The following is a 26,378-nucleotide window of genomic DNA, read 5'->3' on the forward strand; positions in this document are numbered from 1 at the left end:
GCTTGCGGAGTCACCGCCGCCGATCGGACGCCCCGGTGAAGCCAAGCGTGGAACCAAGCTCCGAACGCACCCTTCCGACCGCTGGACCGGCGAGGCCGCCTTCCACTCCTCCAACCCTTGATCACCCGTCCCCCTCAACGCCGTTGCTCCCCGGCTGCGGCGCATCCGAGCACGTGTCGTAGCGCCGCGAATCGACCTTCTTCGAGGTATGCGGACGTGTGCTGCCGGGGCGTGCGGTGCCCTGCGCCGGTGTGCGCGGACGGGATCCCTCGGTTCCGGATCGGCGGCCGTTCACGCCCGAGGGATGCGGACGGCCCTCGGTTCCGTCCGCGGTACGGGTGCGTCGCCGACGACGGGAGACCGTGGGCGAGGCCGCCTCCGGTGCCGGGCCGTCGACGGGGCCGCTCGCGCCCTGTTGTGCGGAACCGTCGGCTGTCGCCGCGCCGCTGCCCGCCACTCCAGCGCGCGTCACCTCTCCGACTCCAGCCGCACCTCCAACTCCCGGCACCCTTCCTGCGCCGGCCATCTCTCCGGCTCCCGCCGCCCTTCCAACTACCGACACCTCTCCAGCGCCCACTGCCCCTCCAACTCCCGCCATCTCGCCGACGCCTGCCGCTTCTCCAACTCCCGTCGTTTCTCCGGCTCCCGCCGTCCTTCCAGTCCCTGTCATCTCTCCATCGCTCGCCGCTCCTCCAGCGCCGGCTTTCCCTCCGGCGCTCGCCGCCCCTCCAACTCCCGTCGCCCTTCCGACTCCCGCGCCCCTTACCGCACCCGTCCCCTCTCCAACTTCCGCCGCTCCTGCCCGCCCCACCCGCTCCGCGCGCAGACACCGCCGAATCGACTCCGGGTCCAGGCCCTCGTTGCAGGCCTGGTGCAAGAGGCGGGCGAACAGGTAGTCAGGGTCCGCGCCGAGGGCCATGGCCAGGGCCTCCCTGGCTTCCAGGTCGTCGCCGGTTGACCAAGCGACCCAGCCGGCGAGGGTGAGAGGAGCCGCGGCGTGCTCGCCGTACGGTCCGACGCAGCGGCGGGCCAACGCGCGCCAGAGGCGCAGGGCCGGTGCCCCGTCCTCGCCCTCCATCCACTCGGCGGCGCGGTCGCGGGTCGTGCGGTCCTGGAGGCCGAGGATCAGCGTGGCGGCTTCGTCGTGGGCGAGCAGTGCGTCGTCACGGAAGTCCGCGTGGAGGGCACCGGACACGTGCGGTGCGGCGGCGAATCGCCTCATGATCCGCCGAGCCAGATCCAGGGTCTCCTGTGCCACGTCCGCTCGGCTGGCGTCGTCGAGGATCCTAGGAACCAGGGTCATACCGGCGGCGTCCAGCGCGACTTCCTGCCGAAGCGCCACAGCCGTTTCCCAGGGCTGCAGCCTGGCCCGCAACTCCCTCAGCGTGCCGCGCACTTGGAGTCCCGCGTAGGTCGCCGCAGCGGCCAGTACGGAGGTGCCGGGCAGGCCCATCGGGGACCCGTCGACCGGGCAACATCCCTTGCCCGCGCAGCAGTACGACCAGAAGCGGCCGTCCGAGATACAGAGCGCCTCGATCACCGTCACGTCCAGCCGACCGCACTCGGTGCGCAGCTTCTGCACGAGCGGGCGCAGGCGCTCCATGACCTGGCGCCCCGACTCTCCCGGCGCCGGTTCCTGACAGACGTAGGCGATCATCTGCTCGGGCCGGGTTCCCCTGCGCTCGCTGCCGGTCACCAGGCCGTGGGCCAACTGCCGTGCCACGGAGGCCCAGTCGTCCGCGCCGGCGGGAATGCCGAGCCGGGCCCTGCCGCCGAACCGCCCCCGGCCGTCCCGATCGTGCAGGGCGACAAGGACGATGCTGTCCTCGGGGCGGTATCCGAGCAGATAGGGCAGGGCGTCGGCGAGTTCGGCGGGGGTGCGCAAGGTGAGCTGGTGCTCGGGGTTGCCGTGTCGGTCGTACGCGGTGGGGCCGATGTCGCCGTTTTCGGAGGATCCTGTCGTTTCGCTGTGGTTCGTCATGCCTCGACGATCTCGCGGATTGCGAGGTTCCGCTTGAGCCTGTGGATAAGTCCGGTCAGGGACACGCCACATGAGGTTCGACAGGGCCAAGTCGGCCCACCTGACCGGGAAATCCGGACCGCCCTCGGCGATGGACAGTGTGATCGCCCTGCGGGGAGGGGGTTACCGAGGCTCTTCAGTCGCCGCAACCAAAGCTCGCCCCGACTGAGGCAATTCCGCGCCGCCGAAGCCCGCCCCGGCTCGGCGCGAATCACCACATCCGCAGGCCGCCATCACCCCGACCGCAGATCACCCACGACCAGGTCCCGAAAGCGAAACCTCAGCCCGCCGCAGCCAGAACCAACGGCAGAACCTGTTCGCTACCTGCCCGGCGGAGCAGTCGGGCAGCAACCGCGAGCGTCCAGCCCGAGTCGGTGCAGTCGTCCACGAGCAGGACAGGACCGGGAGAGGCGGCCAAGGCGTCTGCCAGCTCCCCGGAGACGGCGAAGGCGTCGGACAGGGCCCTGAGCCGTTGGGCGGAGTTGCTGCGGCGTGCCCCGTGCGTGCCGTCCGGTCCGGTGTACGTCAGGGTGCCCAGGAGGGGGAGACGGCCGATGGTCGCGATGCCCTGGGCGAGGGAGCCGACCAGTTGCGGGCGCCCCAGGGACGGTACGGCCACGACACCCACAGGCCGGGCGGAGGCATCCGCGACGTTCGGTGCCCAACCGCCCGGAGAGCGCGCCCAGTCGGCGAGGACCGCCACCGCGGCCTTCAGGACGTCGTCGGGGACCGGGCCGTCGGGCGCGTTCTCGGCCAGCAGCGGGCGCAGCCGGTTTCCCCAGCCGATGTCCGAGAGCCGTCCCAGGGCGCGCCCGGTGGAGCACTGGTCCTTCGCCGGGATACGGCCCTTGAGGTCGACGCCCAGTGCGGCCATCCCGGTCGGCCACATGCGCCGCGGCTCGACCTCCACCCCCGGGCGGTCCAGTTCCTTCGTCGCCCCCGTCAGCGTCTCCACGGAGACCGAGGAGTCGATCCAGGCGCCCGCGCAGTTGTCGCAGCGCCCGCACGGCATCGCGCCTTCGTCGTCCAGTTGCCGGCGCAGGAACTCCATCCGGCACTGGGACGTACTCACGTAGTCACGCATGGCCTGCTGCTCGGCCGCCCGCTGCTTGGCCACCCACGTGTACCGCTCGGCGTCGTACACCCACTCCGCGCCCGTGGCCGCCCAGCCGCCCTTCACGCGCTTGACCGCCCCGTCGACGTCCAGGACCTTCAGCATCGTCTCCAGGCGGCCACGTCGTAGGTCGACCGCCGTCTCCAGGGCCGGCACGGACAGGGGCCGTCCGGCGTCGGCCAGGGCCGAGAGGGTCTGCCTGACCTGCACCTCGGGCGGGAAGGCCGTATCGGCGAAGTAGCGCCAGATGGCCTCGTCCTCGCGGCCCGGGAGGAGCAGCACATCGGCGTGGGCCACACCGCGACCCGCTCGGCCCACCTGCTGGTAGTAGGCGATCGGTGAGGAGGGTGAGCCGAGGTGGACCACGAAGCCCAGGTCCGGCTTGTCGTAGCCCATGCCGAGCGCCGAGGTGGCGACCAGGGCCTTGACCCGGTTCTCCTGGAGGTCGATTTCAGCTTGCAGCCGGTCGGCGTTCTCCGTCTTGCCGGTGTACGAGGCCACCTTGAAGCCGCGTTGGCGCAGGAAGGCGGTGGCTTCCTCGGCGGCGGCCACGGTGAGCGTGTAGATGATCCCGGAGCCGGTCAGCTCGTCCAGGTGCTCGGCGAGCCACGCCAAACGGTGCGCGGCGTCCGGCAGTTGAACCACTCCGAGCCGCAGGCTCTCCCGCTCCAGCGGACCGCGGAGCACCAGGGCCTCGCCGGCGCCCGTGCCCAACTGCTCGGCCACATCGGCGGTCACGCGCGCGTTGGCGGTCGCGGTAGTGGCCAGCACCGGTACGCCGGCGGGCAGTTCGGTGAGCATCGCCCGCAGCCTGCGGTAGTCGGGGCGGAAGTCGTGTCCCCAGTCGGAGATGCAGTGCGCCTCGTCGACCACCAGGAGGCCGGTCGTAGCGGCGAGCTTGGGCAGCACCTGGTCGCGGAAGTCCACGGAATTCAGCCGTTCGGGACTGACCAGGAGAACGTCGGTCTCGCCTCGTTCGACCTCTCCGTAGATGTCGTCCCACTCCTCGGGGTTGGCCGAGTTGATGGTGTGCGCCCGGATTCCGGCACGCGCCGCCGACTCGACCTGGTTGCGCATCAGCGCGAGCAGCGGCGAGATGATCACCGTGGGACCGGAGCCGCGCCGGCGCAGCAGGGCGGTGGCGACGAAGTACACCGCCGACTTGCCCCAGCCGGTGCGCTGCACCACCAGCGCGCGCCGGCGCTCCTCCACCAGGGCAGCCACCGCCTGCCACTGGTCCTCGCGCAGCCGTGCCGTACCGCTCTGATCACCGACCAGTTCGGCGAGGATGGCGTCGGCTTCTGCACGCAGCTCCTGGTTGCTCATGCCCCCATGCAACCGCACGCCACTGACAACGGCCCAATCCCCCGCCGTGGCGAAGCGCGCGGTCCCCTGTCCCGCACCCGGGCCGACCGGCTCCCTCTGGACCTTCCGCACCTCAGTGGCGTACGAAAGTGTCGTGCCCGAATGTCCCAGGCGTCGCCAGGTGACGCGTTGGGTAGGGATATAAGCCATAGTCCGTCAGATAAGGGTCGGTGGCCCCATTTGCTCGTTGCCGCATCCCAGTTCGGCAGGAAGAATTGGAGTCCGCTCCCCGCGCGGCTCGTCCGTGATCCGGTAGGGCTCTGCTGCGGTGTGCGCTCCCCCGAATCCGACCCCGCCCGAAGTGTGGGCGCGTAGCCGAAGGGAGGACCGTGACCTTCGGATTCGCTCCGTCCTCCGCGGCATCCACGTCGACGTCTGCCGACCTGTCCGCCGCTTCCGCCAACCCCCTCGCCCGTCTGCTCGAACCCTCCGAATGGGCAGCCGCCGGAATCCCGTTGCTGCGCAATCCCCGCGAGGTCGTCAGCGGGCTGCACTCCCGGCATCGGCCGAGACCGGCGACGGCGGTCGTGGCCGTTCTCGATCCGGACGAGCGGCTATTGGCGAGCGCCTCGTTCGTCCGGCGGTCCGCCCCGGCCGACGGCTGGATGTTCCGCAACGCGCTGCTCGCGCAGCTGCGCCGTGTCATCCCGCACGATCTGCGCCGCCGCACTCCGGTGCGTACGGCCGTGCTGCTCTACTGCCGTGAGGGCGACGCGCGTTGGACGGAGGAGGACGGCGCGTGGATGTGGGGGCTGCGTGACGCCTGCACCCTGCACGGGCTGCGCTGCGGGGCCTACATCACGCTGACGCGTGACGGCTGGCAGGTGCTCGGGGAAGGGCGCGGCGGCCGTAGGCCCAGCGCGGACTCCGCGCCGGAACCTTTCGCCATGTCCGAGGTACCGCCCCTGCTGCCCCGCACCGGCGGCGCCGCGTCGGAGGTCCTGCGCCGCGCCGCGGCCCGCTGACACTCGGTCCGGGCTCCGTGCCCGGACCGTACGGTCCCACCCCTGTGGAGTCCCTACGACGCCGAGCCGCCCGCACTCCGGTCACGGCGCACGGAACAGAAGTACAGCCGCAGCAGGCGCACTTCACCGACCGCACCAGAAATCCGTGCACGCCGCATGCGTCACCGTGCGCAGACCGCCGCGACGGCGTTCACCTGGCCGCCGTCGCCCTCCGAGAGCCTTCCGGAAGTTCCCGGAGGGCTCAGACGCCCGCGCCCAGCACCGAGTTGATCTGCTGCGGGTCGCCGCAGACGATCAGCAGGGTGCCGGCCCGGCCGAGGGCCAGGGGCAGGACGGTGGTGGCAACGTCGGCCGCGCCGCCGTTGACGGCGACCACGACGACGGGACGGGACGCCGCCCGGCCCGCGACGGCGGCGTCCGCGTAGAAGACGTCGTCGCGCGCGTCGTGCTGCGCCCAGTAGGAGGCTTCACCGAAGGACAGTTCGTGGGCGGCCCACGGGTGAAGTTCGCCGGTGGTGATCACCAGCACGTCACCGGGGGCGCGGCCCGCCTCCAGGAGCAGGTCCAGGGCTTCCTCGGCAGCGTCCAGCGCGCCCTCGGCCGAGGCCGGGATCAGCTGGATCTGCGGGGTCGCCACAGCGGTGTCGGAGGAGGCGGGCACAGCCGGACCCGAGGGTCCGGGCTTGGCCACGGCCACGTCACGCGGCGTACGTTGCGCCGGCGCCGTGGGCCGCAGGGGGCCGGGACGACCGGGACGCGACGGAGCCGCGGGGCGGGGACCGGGTACAGGGCGGGGGGTCGGCGCGACGCGGCCACTGGCCGGAGTGACGCTGGGACCCTGGGCACTCTCGTGAATCTGAGGCTCCTCGGGAATGAGAGGCATGAGCTGATTTTTATCAAACGCTGGTGCGGCTTGCGGCAGCGGGTGGCACATGAGTGCGAGCGGAACGGTCAGAAGTCGAAACCGAGCTGGCCCTCGATCTTCGGAACGTTTCCCTCCGCCCAACTGCGGGCCTTCTTGAGGTGCCGCCACTGGGGCAGCGCATCAAGATACGCCCACGACAACCGGTGGTACGGGGTGGGCCCCCGCTCCTCCAGTGCGGCCTTGTGCACGGGTGAGGGATACCCGGCGTTGGCCGCGAAAGCGAAGTCTGCATGGTCGATGCCCAGTTCGGCCATCATTTTGTCGCGCTGAACCTTGGCGATCACCGAAGCGGCCGCGACCGCCACGCACGACTGGTCGCCCTTGATCACCGTACGGACCCGCCAGGGGTCCCCGAGGTAATCGTGCTTCCCGTCGAGGATGACCGCGTCGGGGCGAACGGGCAAGGACTCCAGAGCACGCACCGCGGCGAGCCGCAGCGCGGCCGTCATCCCCAGGTCGTCGATCTCTTCGTGGGAGGCGTGTCCCAGGGCGTACGCCGAGACCCACTTGCGGAGTTCCTCGGCGAGTTCGGTTCGTCGTCTGACCGCGATGAGCTTGGAGTCGGTGAGGCCTTCGGGGGGTCGGCGCAGCCCGGTGACCGCCGCGCAGACGGTGACAGGGCCGGCCCACGCACCGCGCCCCACCTCGTCGACGCCGGCAATGACCTTGGCCCCGGTCGTGGCGCGCAGTGAGCGCTCGACGGTGTGAGTGGGTGGTTCGTACGGCATGGCGTGCTCAGGGTACGCCGCCCGGACCCCTCTGCGACACCCGGGTTTCCGCGAGCCCCCCGAAGACCGTTCCGATACGGCTTCACGCACCGCCGGGCCGGAGCAGCGGAAGCATCAACTGGTCGATCATTTCCTCGATGTCGTGGTCGCCCCATTCACTGCCGCACATCTTCGAGCGGTACATCATCATCGCCGGAACAGCGTCCAGGACATAGCCGTTGGAGGCGTCGGCGCGGACCTCACCTCGCTCTATTCCTCGATTGATCACCTCCTCGAGCAGTCGGATCGTCGGCTCTACCACCCCCTCGAAGATCACGCCGTGGAAGCGCTCCGCCTGTGCGGTGTCGCATTCGTGAATCACCGAGCGCAGGGCGTATCCGGGGCGCGAGTACATCGCGTCGCGCGCCTGCGCGCACAACGCCAGCAGGTCCTCGCGTACATTCCCGAGGTCGGGCACCTCGTTCAACCGCGGCAGCCCTGCCTGCAACGCGTCCGCTACGAGGTCCTCCTTGGACGACCAGCGCCGGTAGACCGCGGCCTTGCCGGTCTGGGCGCCGGCGGCGACGCCTTCCATCGTGAGGGCGTTCCATCCGACCGTGCCGAGTTGCTCCAACGCGGCGTCCAGGATCGCGCGTTCGAGCACGGCGCCGCGGCGTCGGAGGGAGGCCGTCCGAGCGGGGGCGGCCGTCCAGCCCGAAGTAACCATCTGAGTTTCTCCAGCGAGCAGTGGAATGGGGAATTCCGGGGATCGGGAACGGGGACCGGGGATGCGTCACGCGGCAGCGACGGGGAGATGCCGCACGAAGGCGAGTTAAGTGAACGCTTGCGTTCACTGTTGGGGACTCACTACCGTTGACCCGGCAGTGAACGCGAGCGTTCACTAACACACTTGTGGGGGACCCATAGTGACAACCTCTCAGTTGATTCAGCACCCCAAGCCAGGAGCGGCCCGCCGGGAGGGGCATCCCGGCATCGCGCTCGCGGTCATCGCGGCCTGTCAACTCATGGTGGTACTCGACGCGACGATTGTGAACATCGCTCTCCCGCACATTCAAGCCGCTCTCAGTTTCAGCACCACCGACCTCACCTGGGTCGTCAGCGCCTACACGCTCACCTTCGGCGGCCTGCTGCTTCTCGGCGGCCGGGCCGGCGACATCCTCGGCCGACGGCGGGTGTTCACCACCGGCATCCTGCTCTTCACCTTCGCCTCGCTGCTCGGCGGACTCGCCCAGGAACCCTGGCAGTTGCTGGCCGCGCGCGTCCTCCAGGGCATGGGTGGCGCGATCGCGTCGCCCACCTCGCTGGCGCTCATCACCACCACCTTCCCCGAAGGTCCGGAACGGAACAGGGCGTTCGGAGTCTTCGCAGCGGTCTCGGCGGGCGGCGGCGCGATCGGTCTGCTCGCGGGCGGAATGCTCACCGAGTGGCTCGACTGGCGCTGGGTGTTCTTCGTCAACCTGCCGATCGGCATACTGATCGCCGTCCTCACACCGCTGTACATCAACGAGTCCGAACGGCACACCGGCCGCTTCGACATCGCGGGCGCACTGACCTCGACGGCGGGCATGGCGTCCCTCGTCTACGGCTTCATCCGCGCGGCGGACAAGGGGTGGCGTGACAGCCTGACCATCGGCTCCTTCGCCGCGGCGGTCGTCCTGCTGCTGGCCTTCGTAGTCACCGAGTCCCGGGCCAAGGAGCCGATCACCCCGCTCAGGATGTTCGCCGACCGCAATCGCTCGGGCACCTACGTGATCATGCTGAGCCTGGCCGCCGCGATGTTCGGGATGTTCTTCTACATCGTGCTCTTCGTGCAGAACGTGCTGGGATACACCCCGATCCAGGCGGGGCTCGCCTTCCTGCCGGTGACGTTCGTGATCGCGGCCGGCGCGGGGCTGTCCCAGCGGTTCCTGCCGGTGCTCGGGCCACGGCCCTTCATGCTCATGGGCTCGACGCTCGCGGTGATCGGGCTGGCCTGGCAGACCCTCATCAGCTCGGACAGTTCGTACGTCGGCGGAGTGCTCGGCCCGATGCTCGTGTTCGGCTTCGGGATGGGCCTGAACTTCGTGACGCTGACGGTGACCGCCGTCTCCGGTGTCGCCCAGCACGAGGCGGGCGCGGCCTCCGCGCTGCTCAACGCCATGCAGCAGGTGGGCGGTTCGCTCGGTCTGTCCATCCTGACCACGGTGTTCGGCTCGGCCAGTAAGGACGAGGCGAAGAAGCAGCTGCCGAAGTTCCTGGCCGACGGATCGGCGGGTCAGAAGGCGGCATTCTCCAAGTCGCACCAACTGCCCGCGCCTTGGGGACACGAGGTGCTCGCGCACGGCATCGCGACGGCCTTCATCCCTGCCGCCGCGATGGCCGTACTCGCCCTGGTCACCGCCTGGTTGGTGATCCGGGTCCGCAAGAGCGACCTCGACGCCCTCGCGGGCACGGCGGCTGCGGGAGTCGGCTGACCGCCGGCCGAGCCAGGGCAGGGCCCGGCCCACGGACACCAGCGAAAACCTCATGACCACACCCCCCGACTGTCGTGTCCCGTCTGTGCGGACTCATGTGCCGCACAGCGACCGCCACGACAACGGGCGGGCAGTCACGGAGAGTTCCCAACGGGCACGGAGAGTTTCGGTCGGTTGGGGGCGGCGCTGCCCGGATGGCGAGGTGAGGGCGTCAGACGGACGTCGGAACCCAGCCCGGCAGCGCCTCCGTCCGCTCCAACCACTCGGCGGGCGGCGTCCCCGCCTTCCCTCCGGCGATCACACCGCCCACGATGGCGCAGGTGGTGTCCACGTCCCCGCCGACCTGAGAGGTGACCCAGAACGCCGCCTCGTAGTCGCTGAGGCCGCGCGCGGCCGACCAGAGCGCGAAGGGGACCGTGTCGTGGGCGGACGTACGGCGCCCGCAACCCAGGACGGCCGCGACGGTGCCGGGATCGGCGTAGTCGAGCATGTCCCGGGCGCGACGCAGGCCCGCGCCGACGGCGCTCTTCGGTACGAGTGCGATGACGCCGTCGAGGAGTGCCTCGGCAGTGGGCGGGCCGCCGGGGGCCGCGACCAAGGCGGCGGCCGCGGCGACGGCCATGGCGCCGACCACGGCCTCACGGTGCTGGTGCGTGGGGTAGGCGGAGATCTCCGCCTGGTGGGTGGCCTGCTCGGGGTCGTCCGCGTACCAGGCGCCCAGGGGCGCGATCCGCATCGCCGCGCCGTTGCCCCAGGAACCCTGTCCCTTGAATAGCGCGGAGGACAGCTCGCGCCAGTCGCCGCCCTCGCGGGCGAGGCGCAAGAGCCGGTTGACCGCGGGGCCATAGCCGCGGTCGAAGTCGTGGTGCTCGGCGAAGGAACGGGCCAGGGCGTCCTGGTCGATACGGCGGTGAGCTGCCAGGACGGCGACCACGGAGCACGCCATCTCCGTGTCGTCCGTCCACTGCCAGGGAGTCGGGGGCAGCTCGCGGCCCAGGAGCAGCGGATGGTTCACAGGGACGAAGAACTGTGAGCCCAGCGCGTCGCCCACGGCGAGTCCACGCAGGCTGGCCAGGGCGCGGTCCAGGCGCGCATCGGGTGAGTCGGGAGAGGCAGAAGTAACAGAAGGGCCGGGAGTACCGGAAGAGGAGTCAGCGATCATCGGTCCGCCACCCTATCCGGTGATCCCGTACGGCTCCGGGTCCCGCCAGCTGTCGAACGGTCGGTCCAGCGCGTACCGGCCGTCTTCTCCCAGAACGAGCATCCGCATCTCGGCGTTCCCCGGATTCGACAGCGACTCGAACTCCGCGACCGTCCAGTGGAACCAGCGCATGCAGAACAGCCGCATCGCCAGGCCGTGGGTCACCAGGAGCACGTTCGGCGGGTGGTCGGGGGCCTCGAAACTGCGGTACAGGCTCTCCAGGAAGCCGCCCACCCGGTCGTAGACGTCGGCACCGGACTCGCCCTGGGCGAAGCGGTAGAAGAAGTGCCCGTACGCGTCCCGGTACGCCTTCTGGAGGCGTACGTCGTCGCGGTCCTGCCAGTTCCCCCAGTCCTGTTCACGCAGCCGGGGTTCCTCGCGGACACGGACGAGGTCGGGGTCGAGGTGGAAGGCCCGGAAGGTCTCGTGCGTACGGCGGTACGGGGAGACGTACACGCTGAGGCGCTCGCGGCCGAACACCTCCCGCAACCGCTTTCCGGTCTCCTCTGCCTGTCGCCAGCCCTGGTCGGTCAGCGCCAGGGAATGGTCGGGTTCACGCTCGTACACAGTGTCATCAACATTGCCCGTTGACTCGCCGTGCCGGACAAGGACGATGCGCCGTGGTCGTGCCATGCCAAAACCCTAGATCGAGAGACGGCATATCGAGCACTCGTACGGGCTCCATACGGCGTAGGTCACACGAATTCTGCCCGATCGGCCACATAGGGGCGCACGATTCACACCGTGGGACGCCGGTGCCGTCAGTTCGGATTTCAAACCGTCCAGGACGGTTCCAATTGGACGATGTCTCCCGTGAGGGAGTCGATGTCCGCCTCGATCTGGGCCCGCAGGGCGAGCCGCTCAATCCGCTCGGTGCGGTACTTGCCGTGCTCGGCGGCCGAGCGCCACATCGACAGCACCATGAACTCGTGTCCCGGGGCCTCGCCGAACAGGCCGCGGAGCATGCCGGGGGAACCGGCCATCGCCGGGTTCCAGACCTTCTCCTGCATCAGCGTGAAGTGCTCGGCGCGCTCCTCGTGGACGCGGAACAGGGCCACCCGCACCAGGTCGGCGTCGGTGAAGCGCGGCTCGAAGCCGGTCTTCACGTCGAAGCGGTGATCGAACAGCTTGACCTGCACGTCCTTGAAGGTGCCCACCTGGGCCGACGCAAGCCGGTCATGGGATCGGGCCATGAAGGAGTCGTAGAAGGCGCGGCTTTCCCAGAACGCGAAAATGTGTGCCACCCCTGGCCGCGCTCTGCTCCAGCCTCCCCCCTGTCCCCGAAATCCCGGCTCCCCCAGAAGCCCCGCCCACTTTCGCTGCCCGCGCTCGAAGCCGCGGCGGTCCACCACGGTGCAGCGAATCCACTTGACCAGCACCGCGCCATCGTAAGGCCCTGGAGCGTGGCGCCGGTCACGCTCCGGCTGAGATCGTCGGCGCATACGCCCCCGCGCGCGTGGCACGATGGACAACGAAGGCTGATCGCCCAGTAGTTGGGGCGCGCGATCAAGGCGAACGGGGAAGGGGAACTGTGGTGAACGGCCTCAACAAGGGGATCCGCAAGGCCGAAGTCGGGCTCCAGTGGGATCCGAGTCCCACCGGGCAGCCGCCCGTCGATCTGGACATCGTCGCCACCACGTATGTGGCGGGCGATCTGTACGGCGCTCCCGCGTACGCCGTGCACTTCGACAGCCGCTCGCCCGACGGCACCATCTATCTCAACCGGGACAGCAAGGACGGCAAGGGCTTCGGCTGGGACGAGGTCATGACCCTGGAGCTCGACCGGCTCTCCGACCGGTACGCGCGCGTGGTGGTCGGTGTCGTCATCCAACAGCGCGTCGCCCACCGCACGTTCGTCAACGTCCTCAACCCGAAGCTGCGCATCCGCGAGGGGTACACCGTCCTCACCGAGGACGACTTCGGTGACGTCCTCGGTGCTACGGCGGCGACGGTCGGGGAATTCGTCCGGGACGAGTCCGGAAGCTGGGACTTCCATCCCGGCATCCGCGGCTTCGAGGACGACCCCGCGACCTTCACCAGGACGATGGGCAGGGCGCAGCAGCAGCCCTGAGCCCGTCGCGGACGGCGCGTCAGCCGGCGGTCCAGCCCGGGACCGTCGGCAGCACCTCCTCGGCGATGCGGAACAGCGCCTCGTCGTCGGGTGGCACGTCGTCCTGACGCCAGATGGATATCTCGAAGGAGTCGCCGCCGTCCTTCGCACTGGTGGACACCAGGAGGCTGCGGGCGATGCCCCCTGGGCCCGTACTGGCTTTGCCCCCACCGAGGTTGAAGCTAATCGCGATGGTCTGGTTCGAGTAGAGAACGGCCGGGTGCCCCAGGACCATCTTCACCTGCGAGCTGGAATCCACGTACCGGGCCGCCTGGGCGACGGGAATGTCGTCGTAGGACGCCGACAGTCGTACGGAATAGGTCGTCAGGTCTACCTCGGCCTCGGGGCTGGCGATCTTGGTGCCACCGGCGAGCGTCATCCAGCCCGCGCTCCCTCCGGCGGTCTCCGCGTGCTCGTCCGGGGTCCTCAGGAGCACCGGAAGGTCCGTGCGGTTCAGTGCCGTGCAGAGTTGTGCCGGCGAGACGTACTTCGCCGGCAGTGTCTTGTCTGTGCTCGCCGTGCAGGTCGCCGGTCTGCCGTCCTGCTGCGACGTCTTCGGCAGGACTTCCCCGAGTCCCCACATGCCGCCTACGACACCCCCGACCACGACCACCGCCGCGACTGCCTGGGCCCCCGCCCTCATACCTTTTTCGGGCTCGACGGAATTGTCGACCATGCCCCCACCCCCCTGTGCGCACGCTATGCGCGTCGAGGGAGATTAACCGCTGATCGTTCCGCTGGGAAACCGGATTCGCCCCGGGCCCGGACATGCTGAGGGCGGTGAAGCCCGAATACCGGCTTCACCGCCCTGACCAGCTGGTTCACTTCAAGCGAGTGCCCTTGATCAGCTGCAGCCGCTGGTCGAGCCACACCCCTCGCAGATATAGCAGGAACCGGCCCGCTGCATCTTCGTACCGCAGGAGAAGCAGAGCGGGGCGTCGGCCTGGATGCCCAGCTGCATCTCCACCAGTTCGGCGCTGGTGTGCGCCTGCTGCGGAGCGGGCTTGACCGCCTCGGCCACGGCCTTCGGCGGGGCCACGGCCTTCAACTCCTGGGCGCGCGGCGCCGACTGGGCCAGGCCTTCTACGTCGACCTCGACATCGTCGATGGATGGCTCGTACGAACCGGTCTCCAGGTGACGCTGGCGCTCCTCGGCGGAGTGGATGCCGAGGGCGGAGCGCGTCTCGAAGGGCAGGAAGTCGAGCGCCAGGCGACGGAAGATGTAGTCGACGATCGACTGCGCCATCCGCACGTCCGGGTCGTCCGTCATGCCGGCCGGCTCGAAGCGCATGTTCGTGAACTTGGAGACGTACGTCTCCAGGGGCACGCCGTACTGCAGGCCTACGGAGACGGCGATCGAGAAGGCGTCCATCATGCCCGCGAGGGTCGAGCCCTGCTTCGACATCTTCAGGAAGACCTCGCCGAGACCGTCGTCCGGGTAGGAGTTGGCGGTCATGTAGCCCTCGGCGCCGCCGACCGTGAAGGAGGTCGTGATGCCCGGGCGGCCCTTGGGGAGACGCTTGCGGATGGGGCGGTACTCGACGACCTTCTCGACCGCGGTACGGATGGTCTCCTCGGCCTTGGCGGTGACCTCGACCTTCTCCTTCTCCTTGGTCTTCGCGGAGAGGGGCTGGCCGACCTTGCAGTTGTCGCGGTAGATCGCGAGCGCCTTGACGCCCAGCTTCCACGCCTCGAAGTAGACCTCTTCGACGTCCTCGACGGTCGCCGTCTCCGGCAGGTTGACCGTCTTGGAGAGCGCGCCGGAGATCCAGGGCTGGATGGCGGCCATCATGCGGACGTGGCCCATCGCGGAGATGGAACGCTCGCCCATGGCGCAGTCGAACACCTCGTAGTGCTCCTGCTTGAGCCCCGGGGCGTCGATCACATTGCCGTTGTCGGCGATGTGGGCGACGACCGCCTCGATCTGCTCCTCCTGGTAGCCCATGCGACGCAGGGCCTGCGGGACGGTGCCGTTGACGATCTGCATCGAGCCGCCGCCGACCAGCTTCTTGAACTTGACCAGGGCGAGGTCGGGCTCAAGTCCGGTGGTGTCACAGGACATCGCGAGACCGATGGTGCCGGTCGGGGCGATGACGGACGCCTGCGAGTTACGGAAACCGTTCTTCTCGCCGATGCGCAGCACGTCCTGCCAGGACTCCGTGGCCGCGGCCCAGATGGGCGTGTCCAGGTCGTCCGCGCGCGGGGCCACGGCGTTGGCGTCGGCGTGCTGCTTCATGACACGCAGGTGCGGCTGCTCGTTGCGGGCGTAGCCGTCGTACGGGCCGACGACCGCGGCGAGTTCGGCGGAGCGCTTGTACGACGTGCCGGTCATCAGGGAGGTGATGGCACCGGCGAGAGCACGGCCGCCGTCGGAGTCGTACGCGTGGCCGGTCGCCATCAGCAGGGCGCCGAGGTTGGCGTAGCCGATGCCGAGCTGGCGGAACGCGCGCGTGTTCTCGCCGATCTTCTGCGTCGGGAAGTCCGCGAAGCAGATGGAGATGTCCATCGCGGTGATGACGAGCTCGACGACCTTGGCGAAGCGCTCGACCTCGAAGGACTGGAGGCCCTTGCCGTCGTCCTTGAGGAACTTCATCAGGTTCAGCGAGGCGAGGTTGCAGGACGTGTTGTCCAGGTGCATGTACTCGCTGCACGGGTTCGAGCCGTTGATACGGCCGGACTCGGGGCACGTGTGCCACTGGTTGATGGTGTCGTCGTACTGGATGCCCGGGTCGGCGCAGGCCCAGGCGGCCTCGGCCATCTTGCGGAAGAGCTGCTTGGCGTCGACCTCCTCGATGACCTCGCCGGTCATGCGGGACGTCAGGCCGAACTTGTCGCCGTTCTCCACGGCCTTCATGAACGTGTCGTTCACACGGACCGAGTTGTTGGCGTTCTGGTACTGCACCGACGTGATGTCGTCGCCGCCCAGGTCCATGTCGAAGCCCGCGTCACGCAGCGCGCGGATCTTCTCTTCTTCCTTGACCTTGGTCTGGATGAAGTCCTCGATGTCGGGGTGGTCGACGTCCAGGATGACCATCTTGGCCGCGCGGCGGGTGGCGCCACCGGACTTGATGGTTCCCGCGGAGGCGTCGGCGCCGCGCATGAAGGAGACCGGACCCGAGGCGTTGCCACCGGAGGAGAGCAGCTCCTTGGAGGAGCGGATGCGGGACAGGTTCAGGCCGGCGCCGGAACCGCCCTTGAAGATCATGCCCTCTTCCTTGTACCAGTCGAGGATGGACTCCATGGAGTCGTCGACGGCCAGGATGAAGCAGGCCGAGACCTGCTGGGGCTGCGGAGTCCCGACGTTGAACCAGACGGGGCTGTTGAAGCTGAAGACCTGGTGCAGGAGGGCGTACGCCAGCTCGTGCTCGAAGATCTCGGCGTCGGCGGGCGAGGCGAAGTACTTGTGGTCCTCGCCGGCCTTCCGATACGTCTTCACGATGCGGTCGATGAGCTGCTTCAGGCTCACCTCGCGCTGCGGGGTGCCCACGGCACCGCGGAAGTACTTGCTGGTGACGATGTTGACCGCGTTCACCGCCCACTCGGCGGGGAACTCGACGCCACGCTGCTCGAAATTGACCGAGCCGTCGCGCCAGTTGGTCATGACGACGTCACGACGCTCCCACTCCACCTCGTCGTACGGATGCACGCCGGGGGTGGTGTGAATACGCTCGATGCGCAGTCCCTTGGTGGCCTTGGTGCCCTTCGCGCGGGAACCTCGTGCCGGACCGCTCGCCGTCTCTGTCATGCCGCCTCCCTCTACAGGCGAAAACGCCTGAAAATGCCACGATGTTCCCGTGGCAGAGTGTTTGTCTGATGCCGCGGGCGCCCACAGCTCATGGCCCCGCAACAAGTCCTGGTTCGCCAACGCCCGGCCGGACCCGGGGTCTCCGCCCGGTTCCGGCCCGTCGGTCAGTCGGCGGAGTGGGCGGGCACGGGGACCTGAACAGCCCCTCCGGTCCCGCCGTCGTCTTCCTGGCTCCCCGATACCGCGTCTTCGTCGTCCGCGGCGGGGCCGGGGGTCACTTCGCGCAGCTCCACGATCGCGGCCTCGAAGTCCTCAAGGGAGTTGAACGCCCTGTAGACGGAGGCGAATCGCAGATAGGCGACGAGGTCGAGCTCCTGCAACGGGCCGAGTATGGCCAGCCCGACGTCATGGGTGGTCAGTTCGGCGCTTCCGGTGGCCCGCACCGCTTCTTCGACCCGCTGGCCGAGCTGGGCGAGTGCGTCCTCGGTGACAGGCCGTCCCTGGCATGCCTTGCGCACACCGTTGATGACCTTGGTACGGCTGAAAGGCTCGGTGACTCCGGACCGCTTGACCACCATGAGCGAGCACGTCTCCACGGTCGTGAAACGACGGGAGCAGTCAGGGCACTGGCGGCGCCGGCGGATCGACGTGCCGTCGTCGGTCGTACGGCTGTCGACGACACGGCTGTCGGGGTGCCTGCAGAAGGGGCAGTGCATGGTCTCCAACCCTCCCTCGCAGCAGACTCAATAGCCTCGTGAGACCCCTTGGGCCTCTCGAAGCAGCCCCAAGCATAGGCGATGACCGAGACTCTGGAGACCCGGGGGACCACAACTTCTGGGCTGCTATCGCAATCCAACCACTAGATGTGGTGATTGGCTCACACAAACACGCCGTACGCGCGTGTCGCGCCCGTATTGGCATGTGCCATACGACCGTCCCGCCACCCCGAACACGCTGGCGCACAGCCGTACCGCCAGGCCACTTACGGAGATACCGTGAGCGCGGCACGGAGGAGACGTGGGGCTCCCGCACAGAACGGGACCGGCCCCCGACTGCCGGGACACCGGGTGGCAGACTGAGGCGACAACCCACAAGGTCACCACCACGGCGGCGGAGAGTACAACAATGATCTTTTTTGTCCACCAGGTGCCGCGCTAGCCATACACCCAGACGCATGATCGCGACAGGCTATCTGCACTTTTTCACTCGAACGTGTGTTTGGCGCAACCTTTCGAAAGCAACTACCGTTGTCCAGCAGGGAGACCATCGAGAGGGGCCGACGTGACCACCACCGCAGACAGTGCCACCATCACTGCCCAGGATCGCTCCCAGGGCCGACTCGAGCCGGTGCATGCAATGAACGAAGCCGCGAATCCCGAGGGACACAAGCGTTCCCTGCCGGGCCGACCTCCCGGTATCCGGGCGGACAGCTCGGGGCTCACGGACCGGCAGCGCCGGGTGATCGAGGTCATCAGGGACTCGGTGCAGCGACGGGGCTACCCGCCGTCGATGCGCGAGATCGGCCAGGCCGTGGGCCTGTCCAGCACATCCTCGGTCGCACACCAGCTGATGGCACTGGAGCGCAAGGGCTTCCTACGCCGCGACCCGCACCGCCCGCGCGCGTACGAGGTCCGCGGCAGCGACCAGTCCTCGTCGGTGCAGCCCACGGACACCGCGGGCAAGCCCGCCGCGTCGTACGTCCCCTTGGTGGGCCGGATCGCCGCCGGTGGCCCGATCCTCGCCGAGGAATCGGTCGAGGACGTCTTCCCCCTCCCCCGCCAACTGGTCGGTGACGGTGAGCTGTTCGTCCTCAAGGTCGTCGGTGACTCGATGATCGAGGCCGCGATCTGCGACGGCGACTGGGTCACCGTGCGCCGCCAGCCGGTCGCCGAGAACGGTGACATCGTGGCCGCCATGCTGGAGGGCGAGGCCACCGTCAAGCGCTTCAAGCGCGAGGACGGCCACGTCTGGCTCCTCCCGCACAACTCGGCCTACGAGCCGATCCCCGGCGACGACGCGACGATCCTCGGCAAGGTGGTGGCAGTGCTGCGGCGCGTGTGACGGCCGCGGCGGGCGGGCCTCATCGGCCCGGCCCTCGGACCGGACCCCGGGACCCCTGCGCCGGTTCCGGGGTCCTGTGCTGTCCGGGCCCCGGGCGCAGCCGGTCGTCGATCCGATGCCGGTCGTCGATCCTGTGTTGACCCGGCGGACCGGGCCAACACCGCCCTGAATCATTCCGCTTCGGCTTCCTCCTGCTTCGCCTTCGCGTCGATCGCGGCCAGCGATCTCCGGGCCTGGTTGCGGTCCGTGGTGTACCAGAAGTCGGGCAGTGACGCCTTGAGATAGCTGCCGTAGCGGGCGGTTGCGAGCCGCTGGTCGAGGACGGCGACCACGCCCCGGTCCCCCGACGCGCGGACGAGACGGCCGGCGCCCTGGGCCATGAGGAGCGCCGCGTGTGTGGCGGCCACCGCCATGAAGCCGTTGCCCCCGGCGTCCTCAACTGCCTTCTGGCGGGCGCTCATCAGCGGGTCGTCCGGGCGCGGGAACGGGATCTTGTCCATGACGACGAGCTGACAGCTGGCTCCGGGGACGTCGACGCCCTGCCAGAGCGACAGCGTGCCGAAGAGACAGGTCTTCGGGTCGGCCGCGAAGTTCTTGATCAGCTCACCGAGCGTCTCCTCGCCCTGGAGCAGGATCGGGTACTCGGGGATGCGGGAGCGCAGTTCCTCGGCGGCGAGTTGGGCGCCCCGCATCGAGGAGAAGAGCCCCAGGGTGCGACCGCCGGCTGCCTGGATCAGCTCCGTCAACTCGTCCAGCATGTCGGCCCGATCGCCATCCCGCGCGGGGCGCGCGAGGTGCTTGGCGACGTACAGGATGCCCTGCTTCGGGTAGTCGAAGGGCGAGCCCACGTCGACGCCCTTCCACTGCGGCAGGTCGTCGCCCGCGGTGCCTTCGGGGGCGAGGCCCAGGGAGGCGCCCACGCCGTTGAAGTCGCCGCCGAGCTTCAGTGTCGCGGAGGTCAGGGTCACCGAGCGGTCCGTGAAGAGCTTCTCCCTCAGGAGACCCGACACGGACATGGGGGCGACGCGCAGGGAGGCGCCGAAGCGGTCGTGGCGTTCGTACCAGACGACATCCCACTCGGAGCCGTTGGTGATGCGCTCCGACACGTCGTGTACGGCCTCTACGGAGGCCAGCGCCTGCTTGCGGACCGCGTCCTCGTCCTGCACGGACTTGTCGCGGGTGGCGCCGATCGCGGAGATCACCGTGCGGCAGGCGTCGCGCAGCGCCATGAGGGCATAACCGAGGTCCTCCGGGATCTCCTCCAGGCGGCCCGGCAAGGCGAGCTCCATCAGCCGCTCGAAGCCCTCGGCGGCGGTCTGGAGCTGATCGGCGGCCTTCTCGTTGGCCAGCTTCGCGGCTCGGCGCACGGCGCGGTTGACCTGTCCCGGGGTGAGCTCGCCGGTGGCGACTCCGGTGACCCTGGAGACCAGTTCATGGGCCTCGTCGACGATCAGCACCTCGTGCTGCGGGAGGACGGGGGCGCCTTCGATGGCGTCGATCGCGAGCAGTGCGTGGTTCGTGACGACGACGTCGGCGAGCTTGGCGCGCTCGCGGGCCGCCTCCGCGAAACACTCCGCCCCGTAAGCGCACTTCTGGGCGCCCAGGCACTCGCGGGAGGACACCGAGATCTGCGCCCACGCGCGGTCGGAGACTCCGGGTGTGAGGTCGTCGCGATCGCCGGTCTCGGTCTCGTCCGTCCAGTCACGGAGCCGCAGCAGATCCTGGCCCAGCTTGCTGGTGGGAGCGGCCGCCTCGAACTGGTCGAAGAGGCCCTCCTCCTCGTCCTGCGGCATGCCCTCGTGGAGCCGGTGCAGACACAGGTAGTTCGACCTGCCCTTGAGCATCGCGTACTGAGGGCGGCGGCGCAGCAGCGGATGCAGCGCGTCGACCGTGCGCGGCAGGTCGCGCTCCACGAGCTGGCGCTGGAGCGCGAGGGTGGCGGTCGCCACGACCACACGCTCCCCGTGCGCGAGCGCGGGCACGAGGTAGCCGAGCGACTTTCCGGTACCGGTGCCGGCCTGGACCAGCAGATGGGAACCGTCGTCGATCGCCTCCGCGACGGCTTCGGCCATGGTCACCTGGCCGGGGCGCTCCGAACCGCCGACGGCAGTGACGGCAGCATGCAGGAGTTCGGGGAGTGAGGGCTTCGTCATAGCGCGACCAGCCTACGGGGCGGGACTGACAGCCGGGCGATCAAGACGGAGGGAGGGGGTGGATCTCGACCGGGGGCTTTTGGGTGGGGGTGGGTTTTGTTCGGGTGGAGATCGGGTCGGTTCGGGGCAGGGCAGGTGGGGATCGGTTCGGGGCGGAGGGGGTTGGTTTTTTTGGGGCGGACGGGGCGCTGGTTGGGGCTGGTTTGGTTCGAGGCGGACTCGGGTTGTTCGAGGCTGGCTCGGGTTGTCCGAGGTGGGGTCGGGTTGTCCGAGGTGGGGTCGGGTTGTTGCGGGTGGGGTCGGATTGGTTCGGGGGCTGGGATTGGTGAATTGGTTCGGCAGGCCGGCTCGGATTGTTCGGGGATCCGGTCGGTTCGGGGTGGGCTCGGGCGGTGAGTTTGGACGGCGTGGTCGGGCGGTCGAGGCGCGGATGCCGGAATCCGATTCGAGGGAGTGGGAACCCGAGCGGCCCGAGCGGTGTACCAAAAGTGATGGCGCTGCCACGTGGCGCTACAACAGATCACGCAAGGAACGGTCTCGGACCATGAGGGCGGCCCGCTTGGCGGACAGGTCGACCTCGGCGGAGAACCGGAAACCGGCTCCCAGAAAAGCGGCTACGGAAGGGGTGTTGCGAATGTCGGGTTCCGCGACGACGCGGGCGCAGGCGGAGCGCTTGTCGAGTACGAGGTCGGAGACGGCCCGGAGGAGAGTGCCGCCCAGTCCTCGTCCTCGGTCGGCGACGTTGCCGACAAGGAGGTGGATGCCGGTGTCATGGGGTCGGGCCGGATAGTGGCGTGCCAGTGGGTCGAGGTCCGCCCGGTAGATCTCCCAGTAGCTCATCGGCGTGCCGTCCAGCACGCCGAGACAGGGAACGCTGCGTCCGTCACCGGTGAGTTGGGCGCGCACGTGGTCCTCGGTCAGCGCCTGAGGGCCGGCCAGTTCCCAGAACTCTGCGACAGCGCGGTCGTTCATCCAGCGGTTGATCAGCGGAAGGTCGCGTTCGATGTGGACGGGGAGGAGATGGAAGGTGCCTGCGGGGGTGCGGGTCGGGCCCCAGTCGGCGACACGGTCGAGGAGGTGGTCGCCGGGCGGGATATGGGAGTTGGCCGAGAAGCCAAAGGTAGGTGGGGCGTCTATGTCGGCCGGGACAGCGGCGTTGGGCTGGACGGCGGGGTTGGGCTGAGCCGTGCCTTCCGTGCCCTCTGGCGGGTTCCGTAGCCCGATGGCGTGGGCTACGGCGCCGTGGGATGCCACGCCGTGGGATGCCGGGTCAGCTGTCTCTACCTCGGAGCAGAGCGCGATGAACTCCTCGGGCAGGCGGAGGTCGAGGGTGTCCTCGCCGTCCGTACCTGAACTCTGGCTCGCAGTCGCGCTGGTGCCTGGGGCGGAGCCGGAGGCAGTCGCAGTGCCGGCGCGCGCATCGGTCGGAGGCACGGTGGCGCTCCTCTCAGGAGATGGGGTGGGTCATGTTCCTCAGGGGCGATGGGAGTTGACAGTGGTCGGGGGTTGATTGGTGGTGGTCGCGGCCTAGAGGGGTCAGCGGCGGTCGAAGCCGGAAGCAGCCGGTGGCATTCGAATCCGGTGACGGTGGTGGTGATGGTCAGGAACGAAGGGGATTCGCGATGGTGACGTAGACGGACTGGGTGTCGACCGGGCCGATGAGTTCGTCGAGGCCGTGCAGCCGGGTCAGCAGGTTGGCCTTGCAGCGCAGGACGGGTGAATCGAGCAGGCGGGCCGGCAGGGAGGTGCGCAGCCGGGCGGGACCGGAGGCCACGTCACCGAGGAAGCGGCGGAAGGCGGAGAGCAGCAGCCGCTCGTCGGCGAGACGTTGCGAACCGAACGCTCCGATGAGACCGAGCACGTTGTTGATCGCGAGGTAGTACGCGAAGCGTTCGTCGGTGACCTCGTCGGAGACGAAGGTGTCGCTGTGTTCGCCGATGCCGGGCAGCCGGGCGTCGAGTTCCGCGCGCCGGGTGGCGCGGAAGTAGTAGCCCTGGTTGTCGCGGTAGCGGCCACCCACGGGCCAACCTTCACCGTCCAGCAGAAGCAGGGTGTTCTGCTGATGCGCCTCCAGGGCGATCCCCGCCTCACTGTCCAGCCACAGCACGGGACGGACGACCTGCTCCAGGTAGCGCAGAAACCACTCGGCGGCGACTGCTCCGCGCGACCGGCCGGTTCGCGCGGCGAGGCCCGTGACGACCTCGGCCAGACGGGACCGCAACGGAGGTGCGCCGGACGCGGAGAGGCTGGTGTGGCTGGTGTGCAAGGTTGTCGCCGGTCCGCCGACGGTGGCGCTCCGCCCGGGGTACGGCCGGAGTGAGACGAGCCCGGCGATGCAGGACACGTCGTCGGACGCGCTGAACGGGTTGTGCCGGATCACCACGTCGATTCCGGCCAAGGGCACACGGGCATCCCGCTCACCATGACCGGTTCGATCAGCACCGCACTCACCTGCGCGACGCTCCCCGGGGCCGGCGCCGTACTCGTCCAACGCGTCGACGGCCAGCCAGGCCGGGTCGCGGACGATGTCGAAGCCCGGGTGGGCGGCATGCCACTCCTGGGACAGGCCGGTGCGCAGCAGGCGGTGTACCTCGACGCCGCGGTGGAGTTCCTTGCGGAGGTTCTCCCGGCGGGAGTTGGTGATGCGGAGGCCCAGGGACAGCTTGAGCATGGCGGGGGCGCCGGATCGGTGGACGGTTCGTACGGAGGAGGTGGGGTGCCACGGGGCGCCATGGGTGCCGAGGTCCTGGATCAGGCCGGCATCGAGCAAGGCTGCGATATCTGCTCGGTTTTGGATCTCGCGCCACTGCCACGGGTGGAGGGGAAGAGCGGTATGACCTTCGGGCAACGGCAGTTCGGAGCCTGCGAGTTGGGCCGTCAGGTGAGCGGCGGGGACAGGTCTGCCCCGTTCGGTCCAGGCCGAGTCGGTCGCGAGTACGGAAGGGGCGACAGCCAGCCAGTGCAGCGGGAAGGAACCACGCAACTCCGGTGAGTACAGGCGGGCTTCGGTCTCGGAGAGACCCTCGCGGCTCTTCGGGGTCGGGTGCAGCGGGTGGCCGAGCAGGAGTGCCTGTTCGGCGGAGAGGAAGAGATCGGGACCGTCGGCCGGGTGTGCACGGCGGTCGGTGATGAAGGTGACGGTACGGCGGACGGAGTCCGCAACGCGGGCCACCAGGTCGGTCACGGTTTCGGGTGCCGTTTCGGGTGGTGTTGCGGGTGCCCCTGTCGCTGCCGCTGTCACCGCCTCCTCAACGACCGACGAGGCGCCGGGGACTGCCGATACGTCAGCAACCCCGGCGGCACCGCCGACCCACCGTGCCTCCCTGGCGAGCAACGCCGTGACCGTCACCGCGTCGGCCGGTGGTGCGCCGTGGGGAGCGCCGGACAGGTGCGGAAGGCCGAAGCGGTGCCAGCCCGTCGGGGACCAGTAGTGGACCTGAGCTCGTAGGGCTGTACCGCTGGCGGGGAGGGGGATGTGGAGGGTGCCGTTGGTGGGGGCGGGGAGGTTCGTTTCGCGTACCCAGCAGCGCAGGAGGTTCTCGACAGCCGCGGACTGGGCGGCGATGTGGGGGTCGGGGTGCTCCAGGAGGTCGGCGGTTGTGCCGCGCGGCTGACCTGCTTCTGGGCTCCGGGGCTGCTGCCGGGGAACGGACTCGGCCGACGCCGACGCCAGGGTCTGCGTGTGTCGAGGGCTCGCCTCGCGGGAGTGGCCGTCAGAGGTGGGCGTGGGATTCAAGACAGTTCCTCGGGAGGTGTTTCGGAGTGGGAATCGCGTGGGGTCAAGTCCCGGTTTTTTGGCTCGGGTTGAGCTTGGGTGTTGCGCAACTGGTGCTGTGGATCAGCCGAGTTGGTGCCCGATGGCGGTCCGCCATCCGGAACAATCACCTCGACGTGCCGGCGGAGACCGGTCGACGTACCGGCGCGGGCCAGTCGATGTACCGATGCAATTCCGCGGGACGCTCTCGTACGGCCCGCCCACCGACTGACGTCCCAAGGCCACCCTCCCGCCCCACCGCAGACACACCGCCAGGCCCACCCGCACGAGCCGAGGGGACCGCGCATCGACAGCAGGCCCCCTCGCTACCAACCCCGCACCGTCCACGGGGTTACGGGTTGCCCCAAGATCCTTGCCGTGACGGAACCGTTGCCGTCCCGTGGGAAGTCCCCCACAGCGAGCGCATAGTGTGTGGTGCCGTTCCGAAGGCTGCGGGTTCGCTGAGATCACAGCCGGAAGCGCAACATCCGTTCACCCAGGGGGAGTCAAGACCATGCGATCGATACGGCCGTCCTTCACCACCCGCCGTGGGAGGGGCGCGCGTCGCGGAACCTCCCCCGTGCTGGCCGCAGTTGCCCTCGCCTCGGCGCTCGCGCTCACTGCGACCGCGTGCGGTTCCAGTGACACGAAGGCCGATGGCAAGTCCACCGCGTCAGCCACCAGCAGTGAGACCGGTGACGGCAAGATCAAGATCCCGGACAACATCAGGGACAAGCTCAAAGAGCACGGGATCGACATCGACAAGTGGAAGGACGGCGCCTGGAAGAACTGGAACAGGGACGACTGGCTGCGCGAGGCCGACGACTACATCAACCCGATCATCAAGGGGCTGTGGAGTTCCGGCCGGATGCGGGACGCGAACGACCCGGACACGGGCGTCGACACCAATGACATCTCCGGTGACCAGGGCGTGACCGACCCGACGCCCGCGGTGGTGAACGCGAAGGCCGTGACGCCCACCTACCACACCAACGCGGCGACGGCGGGCAAGGTGTTCTTCGACTCCCCCGAGGGCACGATGGTCTGCTCGGCGACGGTCGTGGAGGATCCGGCGCACCCGGGCAAGTCCAACCTGGTGTGGACGGCGGGCCATTGCGTGCACGCCGGCAAGAAGGGCGGCTGGTATCGCAACATCGCGTTCGTGCCGTCGTACAACAACGCGGGCCGTTCCGCAGCGCAGTTGGAGACCGCGACCCGGGACCAGGTCGCTCCGTACGGTGTCTGGTGGGGTGACTGGGCGCAGACCTCGCAGCAGTGGATCGACCAGGGTGGCGAGACGGGCGGGCAGGGTTCGTCGTACGACTACGCCGTGATCCATGTGACGCCCGAGAAGGGCAACGGGGGCAAGTCCCTTGAGGAGACAGTCGGTTCGGCGCTGCCGGTGAACTTCAGCGCGCCGGCCGTGCCGAAGGTGTCCAGCCTCACGGCGACCGGGTACCCCGAGGCGAAGCCGTATGACGGTTCGACGCTGTACCAGTGCACGGACAAGCCGGGGCGCCTGTCGATCAACGCCTCGGACCCGACGATGTACCGCATCGGATGCAGCATGACCGGCGGTTCGTCCGGTGGCGGCTGGGTCGAGACGGGCTCGGACGGCAAGCCGTCGTTGGTGTCCAACACATCGATCGGGCCGGTGACTTCGGGCTGGTTGGCGGGTCCGCGGCTGGGCGATGTGGCCAAGGGTGTGTACGACTCGGTCAGCAAGAAGTTCGCCGGCCAGTAGGCGCGGCGGCGGGCACAGTCGGGGGACAGACGACGGCGGG

The 26,378-nt window shown here is 69.1% G+C and carries 19 protein-coding genes; 5 read left to right on the forward strand and 14 right to left on the reverse strand.

Annotation, left to right across the window (positions count from 1 at the left end):
* Positions 1 to 121 precede the first annotated feature (121 nt).
* Positions 122 to 1,981 carry a DUF4192 domain-containing protein gene (locus tag OG194_RS11805; protein WP_327400827.1) on the reverse strand — a complete coding sequence of 620 codons (1,860 nt, stop codon included), beginning with the start codon at positions 1,979 to 1,981 and terminating at the stop codon, positions 122 to 124.
* A 319-nt stretch (positions 1,982 to 2,300) separates the two neighbouring features.
* Entirely contained in the window at positions 2,301 to 4,460 is a 2,160-nt protein-coding gene (locus OG194_RS11810; RefSeq protein ID WP_327400828.1) for a RecQ family ATP-dependent DNA helicase, read from the reverse strand.
* Positions 4,461 to 4,828: 368 nt separating this feature from the next.
* Between OG194_RS11810 and OG194_RS11815 the strand changes: the two genes are divergently transcribed.
* Complete coding sequence (locus OG194_RS11815) at positions 4,829 to 5,464, forward strand: hypothetical protein (RefSeq protein WP_033286213.1); 636 nt, start codon at positions 4,829 to 4,831, stop codon at positions 5,462 to 5,464.
* A 241-nt stretch (positions 5,465 to 5,705) separates the two neighbouring features.
* Here OG194_RS11815 and OG194_RS11820 read toward each other — a convergent pair whose 3' ends face one another.
* From OG194_RS11820 to OG194_RS11830, 3 genes are all read right to left on the reverse strand, one after another.
* Entirely contained in the window at positions 5,706 to 6,347 is a 642-nt protein-coding gene (locus tag OG194_RS11820) for a hypothetical protein (RefSeq protein ID WP_327400829.1), read from the reverse strand.
* A gap of 68 nt (positions 6,348 to 6,415) precedes the next feature.
* On the reverse strand, positions 6,416 to 7,117 hold the full coding sequence (locus OG194_RS11825) for a ribonuclease HII (RefSeq protein ID WP_327400830.1): 702 nt from the start codon (positions 7,115 to 7,117) through the stop codon (positions 6,416 to 6,418).
* A gap of 82 nt (positions 7,118 to 7,199) precedes the next feature.
* Complete coding sequence (locus OG194_RS11830; RefSeq protein ID WP_327400831.1) at positions 7,200 to 7,823, reverse strand: TetR/AcrR family transcriptional regulator; 624 nt, start codon at positions 7,821 to 7,823, stop codon at positions 7,200 to 7,202.
* A 199-nt stretch (positions 7,824 to 8,022) separates the two neighbouring features.
* Between OG194_RS11830 and OG194_RS11835 the strand changes: the two genes are divergently transcribed.
* The gene (locus OG194_RS11835) at positions 8,023 to 9,570 is read left to right on the forward strand and encodes an MFS transporter (protein WP_327400832.1); all 1,548 of its coding nucleotides are present in this window, start codon (positions 8,023 to 8,025) and stop codon (positions 9,568 to 9,570) included.
* A 211-nt stretch (positions 9,571 to 9,781) separates the two neighbouring features.
* Here OG194_RS11835 and OG194_RS11840 read toward each other — a convergent pair whose 3' ends face one another.
* From OG194_RS11840 to OG194_RS11850, 3 genes are all read right to left on the reverse strand, one after another.
* Entirely contained in the window at positions 9,782 to 10,732 is a 951-nt protein-coding gene (locus OG194_RS11840; RefSeq protein ID WP_327400833.1) for an ADP-ribosylglycohydrolase family protein, read from the reverse strand.
* Between the two features lie 12 nt (positions 10,733 to 10,744).
* Positions 10,745 to 11,404, reverse strand: coding sequence for a histidine phosphatase family protein (locus OG194_RS11845; RefSeq protein WP_327400834.1), 660 nt, complete (start codon positions 11,402 to 11,404; stop codon positions 10,745 to 10,747).
* Between the two features lie 140 nt (positions 11,405 to 11,544).
* On the reverse strand, positions 11,545 to 12,150 hold the full coding sequence (locus OG194_RS11850; protein WP_327400835.1) for a YdbC family protein: 606 nt from the start codon (positions 12,148 to 12,150) through the stop codon (positions 11,545 to 11,547).
* A gap of 155 nt (positions 12,151 to 12,305) precedes the next feature.
* On the opposite strand from OG194_RS11850, the gene OG194_RS11855 reads away from it, so the two are divergent.
* The gene (locus OG194_RS11855; RefSeq protein ID WP_327400836.1) at positions 12,306 to 12,842 is read left to right on the forward strand and encodes a TerD family protein; all 537 of its coding nucleotides are present in this window, start codon (positions 12,306 to 12,308) and stop codon (positions 12,840 to 12,842) included.
* 19 nt (positions 12,843 to 12,861) lie between these two features.
* Here OG194_RS11855 and OG194_RS11860 read toward each other — a convergent pair whose 3' ends face one another.
* The 3 genes from OG194_RS11860 to nrdR form a co-directional block, all read right to left on the reverse strand.
* Positions 12,862 to 13,557, reverse strand: coding sequence for a DUF6215 domain-containing protein (locus OG194_RS11860; RefSeq protein ID WP_327400837.1), 696 nt, complete (start codon positions 13,555 to 13,557; stop codon positions 12,862 to 12,864).
* A gap of 168 nt (positions 13,558 to 13,725) precedes the next feature.
* Positions 13,726 to 16,626: a vitamin B12-dependent ribonucleotide reductase gene (locus OG194_RS11865; protein WP_327400838.1), complete on the reverse strand. Its 2,901-nt coding sequence runs from the start codon at positions 16,624 to 16,626 to the stop codon at positions 13,726 to 13,728.
* 164 nt (positions 16,627 to 16,790) lie between these two features.
* The gene (nrdR, locus tag OG194_RS11870) at positions 16,791 to 17,342 is read right to left on the reverse strand and encodes a transcriptional regulator NrdR (RefSeq protein ID WP_327400839.1); all 552 of its coding nucleotides are present in this window, start codon (positions 17,340 to 17,342) and stop codon (positions 16,791 to 16,793) included.
* 565 nt (positions 17,343 to 17,907) lie between these two features.
* On the opposite strand from nrdR, the gene lexA reads away from it, so the two are divergent.
* Positions 17,908 to 18,687: a transcriptional repressor LexA gene (gene lexA, locus OG194_RS11875; RefSeq protein WP_026151025.1), complete on the forward strand. Its 780-nt coding sequence runs from the start codon at positions 17,908 to 17,910 to the stop codon at positions 18,685 to 18,687.
* A 170-nt stretch (positions 18,688 to 18,857) separates the two neighbouring features.
* Here lexA and OG194_RS11880 read toward each other — a convergent pair whose 3' ends face one another.
* The 3 genes from OG194_RS11880 to OG194_RS11890 all read right to left on the reverse strand — a co-directional run bounded on the left by OG194_RS11880 (position 18,858) and on the right by OG194_RS11890 (position 24,576).
* Positions 18,858 to 20,840 carry an ATP-dependent DNA helicase gene (locus OG194_RS11880; protein WP_327400840.1) on the reverse strand — a complete coding sequence of 661 codons (1,983 nt, stop codon included), beginning with the start codon at positions 20,838 to 20,840 and terminating at the stop codon, positions 18,858 to 18,860.
* A gap of 510 nt (positions 20,841 to 21,350) precedes the next feature.
* Positions 21,351 to 22,274: a GNAT family N-acetyltransferase gene (locus OG194_RS11885; RefSeq protein ID WP_327400841.1), complete on the reverse strand. Its 924-nt coding sequence runs from the start codon at positions 22,272 to 22,274 to the stop codon at positions 21,351 to 21,353.
* A gap of 166 nt (positions 22,275 to 22,440) precedes the next feature.
* Positions 22,441 to 24,576 carry an IucA/IucC family protein gene (locus tag OG194_RS11890; protein ID WP_327400842.1) on the reverse strand — a complete coding sequence of 712 codons (2,136 nt, stop codon included), beginning with the start codon at positions 24,574 to 24,576 and terminating at the stop codon, positions 22,441 to 22,443.
* A gap of 532 nt (positions 24,577 to 25,108) precedes the next feature.
* Between OG194_RS11890 and OG194_RS11895 the strand changes: the two genes are divergently transcribed.
* Positions 25,109 to 26,338, forward strand: a complete 1,230-nt coding sequence (locus OG194_RS11895) for a trypsin-like serine peptidase (RefSeq protein WP_327400843.1) — start codon at positions 25,109 to 25,111, stop codon at positions 26,336 to 26,338.
* Positions 26,339 to 26,378: the final 40 nt, after the last annotated feature.

This window comes from Streptomyces sp. NBC_01288 (genome assembly GCF_035982055.1).
GTDB lineage: Bacteria > Actinomycetota > Actinomycetes > Streptomycetales > Streptomycetaceae > Streptomyces.

Excerpts from the sequence above, each read along its gene's own strand:
- OG194_RS11805 (WP_327400827.1), bottom strand. The coding sequence starts at position 1,981 with ATGACGAACCACAGCGAAACGACAGGATCCTCCGAAAACGGCGACATC.
- OG194_RS11810 (WP_327400828.1), bottom strand. The coding sequence starts at position 4,460 with ATGAGCAACCAGGAGCTGCGTGCAGAAGCCGACGCCATCCTCGCCGAA.
- OG194_RS11820 (WP_327400829.1), bottom strand. The coding sequence starts at position 6,347 with ATGCCTCTCATTCCCGAGGAGCCTCAGATTCACGAGAGTGCCCAGGGT.
- OG194_RS11825 (WP_327400830.1), bottom strand. The coding sequence starts at position 7,117 with ATGCCGTACGAACCACCCACTCACACCGTCGAGCGCTCACTGCGCGCC.
- OG194_RS11830 (WP_327400831.1), bottom strand. The coding sequence starts at position 7,823 with ATGGTTACTTCGGGCTGGACGGCCGCCCCCGCTCGGACGGCCTCCCTC.
- OG194_RS11840 (WP_327400833.1), bottom strand. The coding sequence starts at position 10,732 with ATGATCGCTGACTCCTCTTCCGGTACTCCCGGCCCTTCTGTTACTTCT.
- OG194_RS11845 (WP_327400834.1), bottom strand. The coding sequence starts at position 11,404 with ATGGCACGACCACGGCGCATCGTCCTTGTCCGGCACGGCGAGTCAACG.
- OG194_RS11860 (WP_327400837.1), bottom strand. The coding sequence starts at position 13,557 with ATGGTCGACAATTCCGTCGAGCCCGAAAAAGGTATGAGGGCGGGGGCC.
- OG194_RS11865 (WP_327400838.1), bottom strand. The coding sequence starts at position 16,626 with ATGACAGAGACGGCGAGCGGTCCGGCACGAGGTTCCCGCGCGAAGGGC.
- nrdR (WP_327400839.1), bottom strand. The coding sequence starts at position 17,342 with ATGCACTGCCCCTTCTGCAGGCACCCCGACAGCCGTGTCGTCGACAGC.
- OG194_RS11880 (WP_327400840.1), bottom strand. The coding sequence starts at position 20,840 with ATGACGAAGCCCTCACTCCCCGAACTCCTGCATGCTGCCGTCACTGCC.
- OG194_RS11895 (WP_327400843.1), top strand. The coding sequence starts at position 25,109 with ATGCGATCGATACGGCCGTCCTTCACCACCCGCCGTGGGAGGGGCGCG.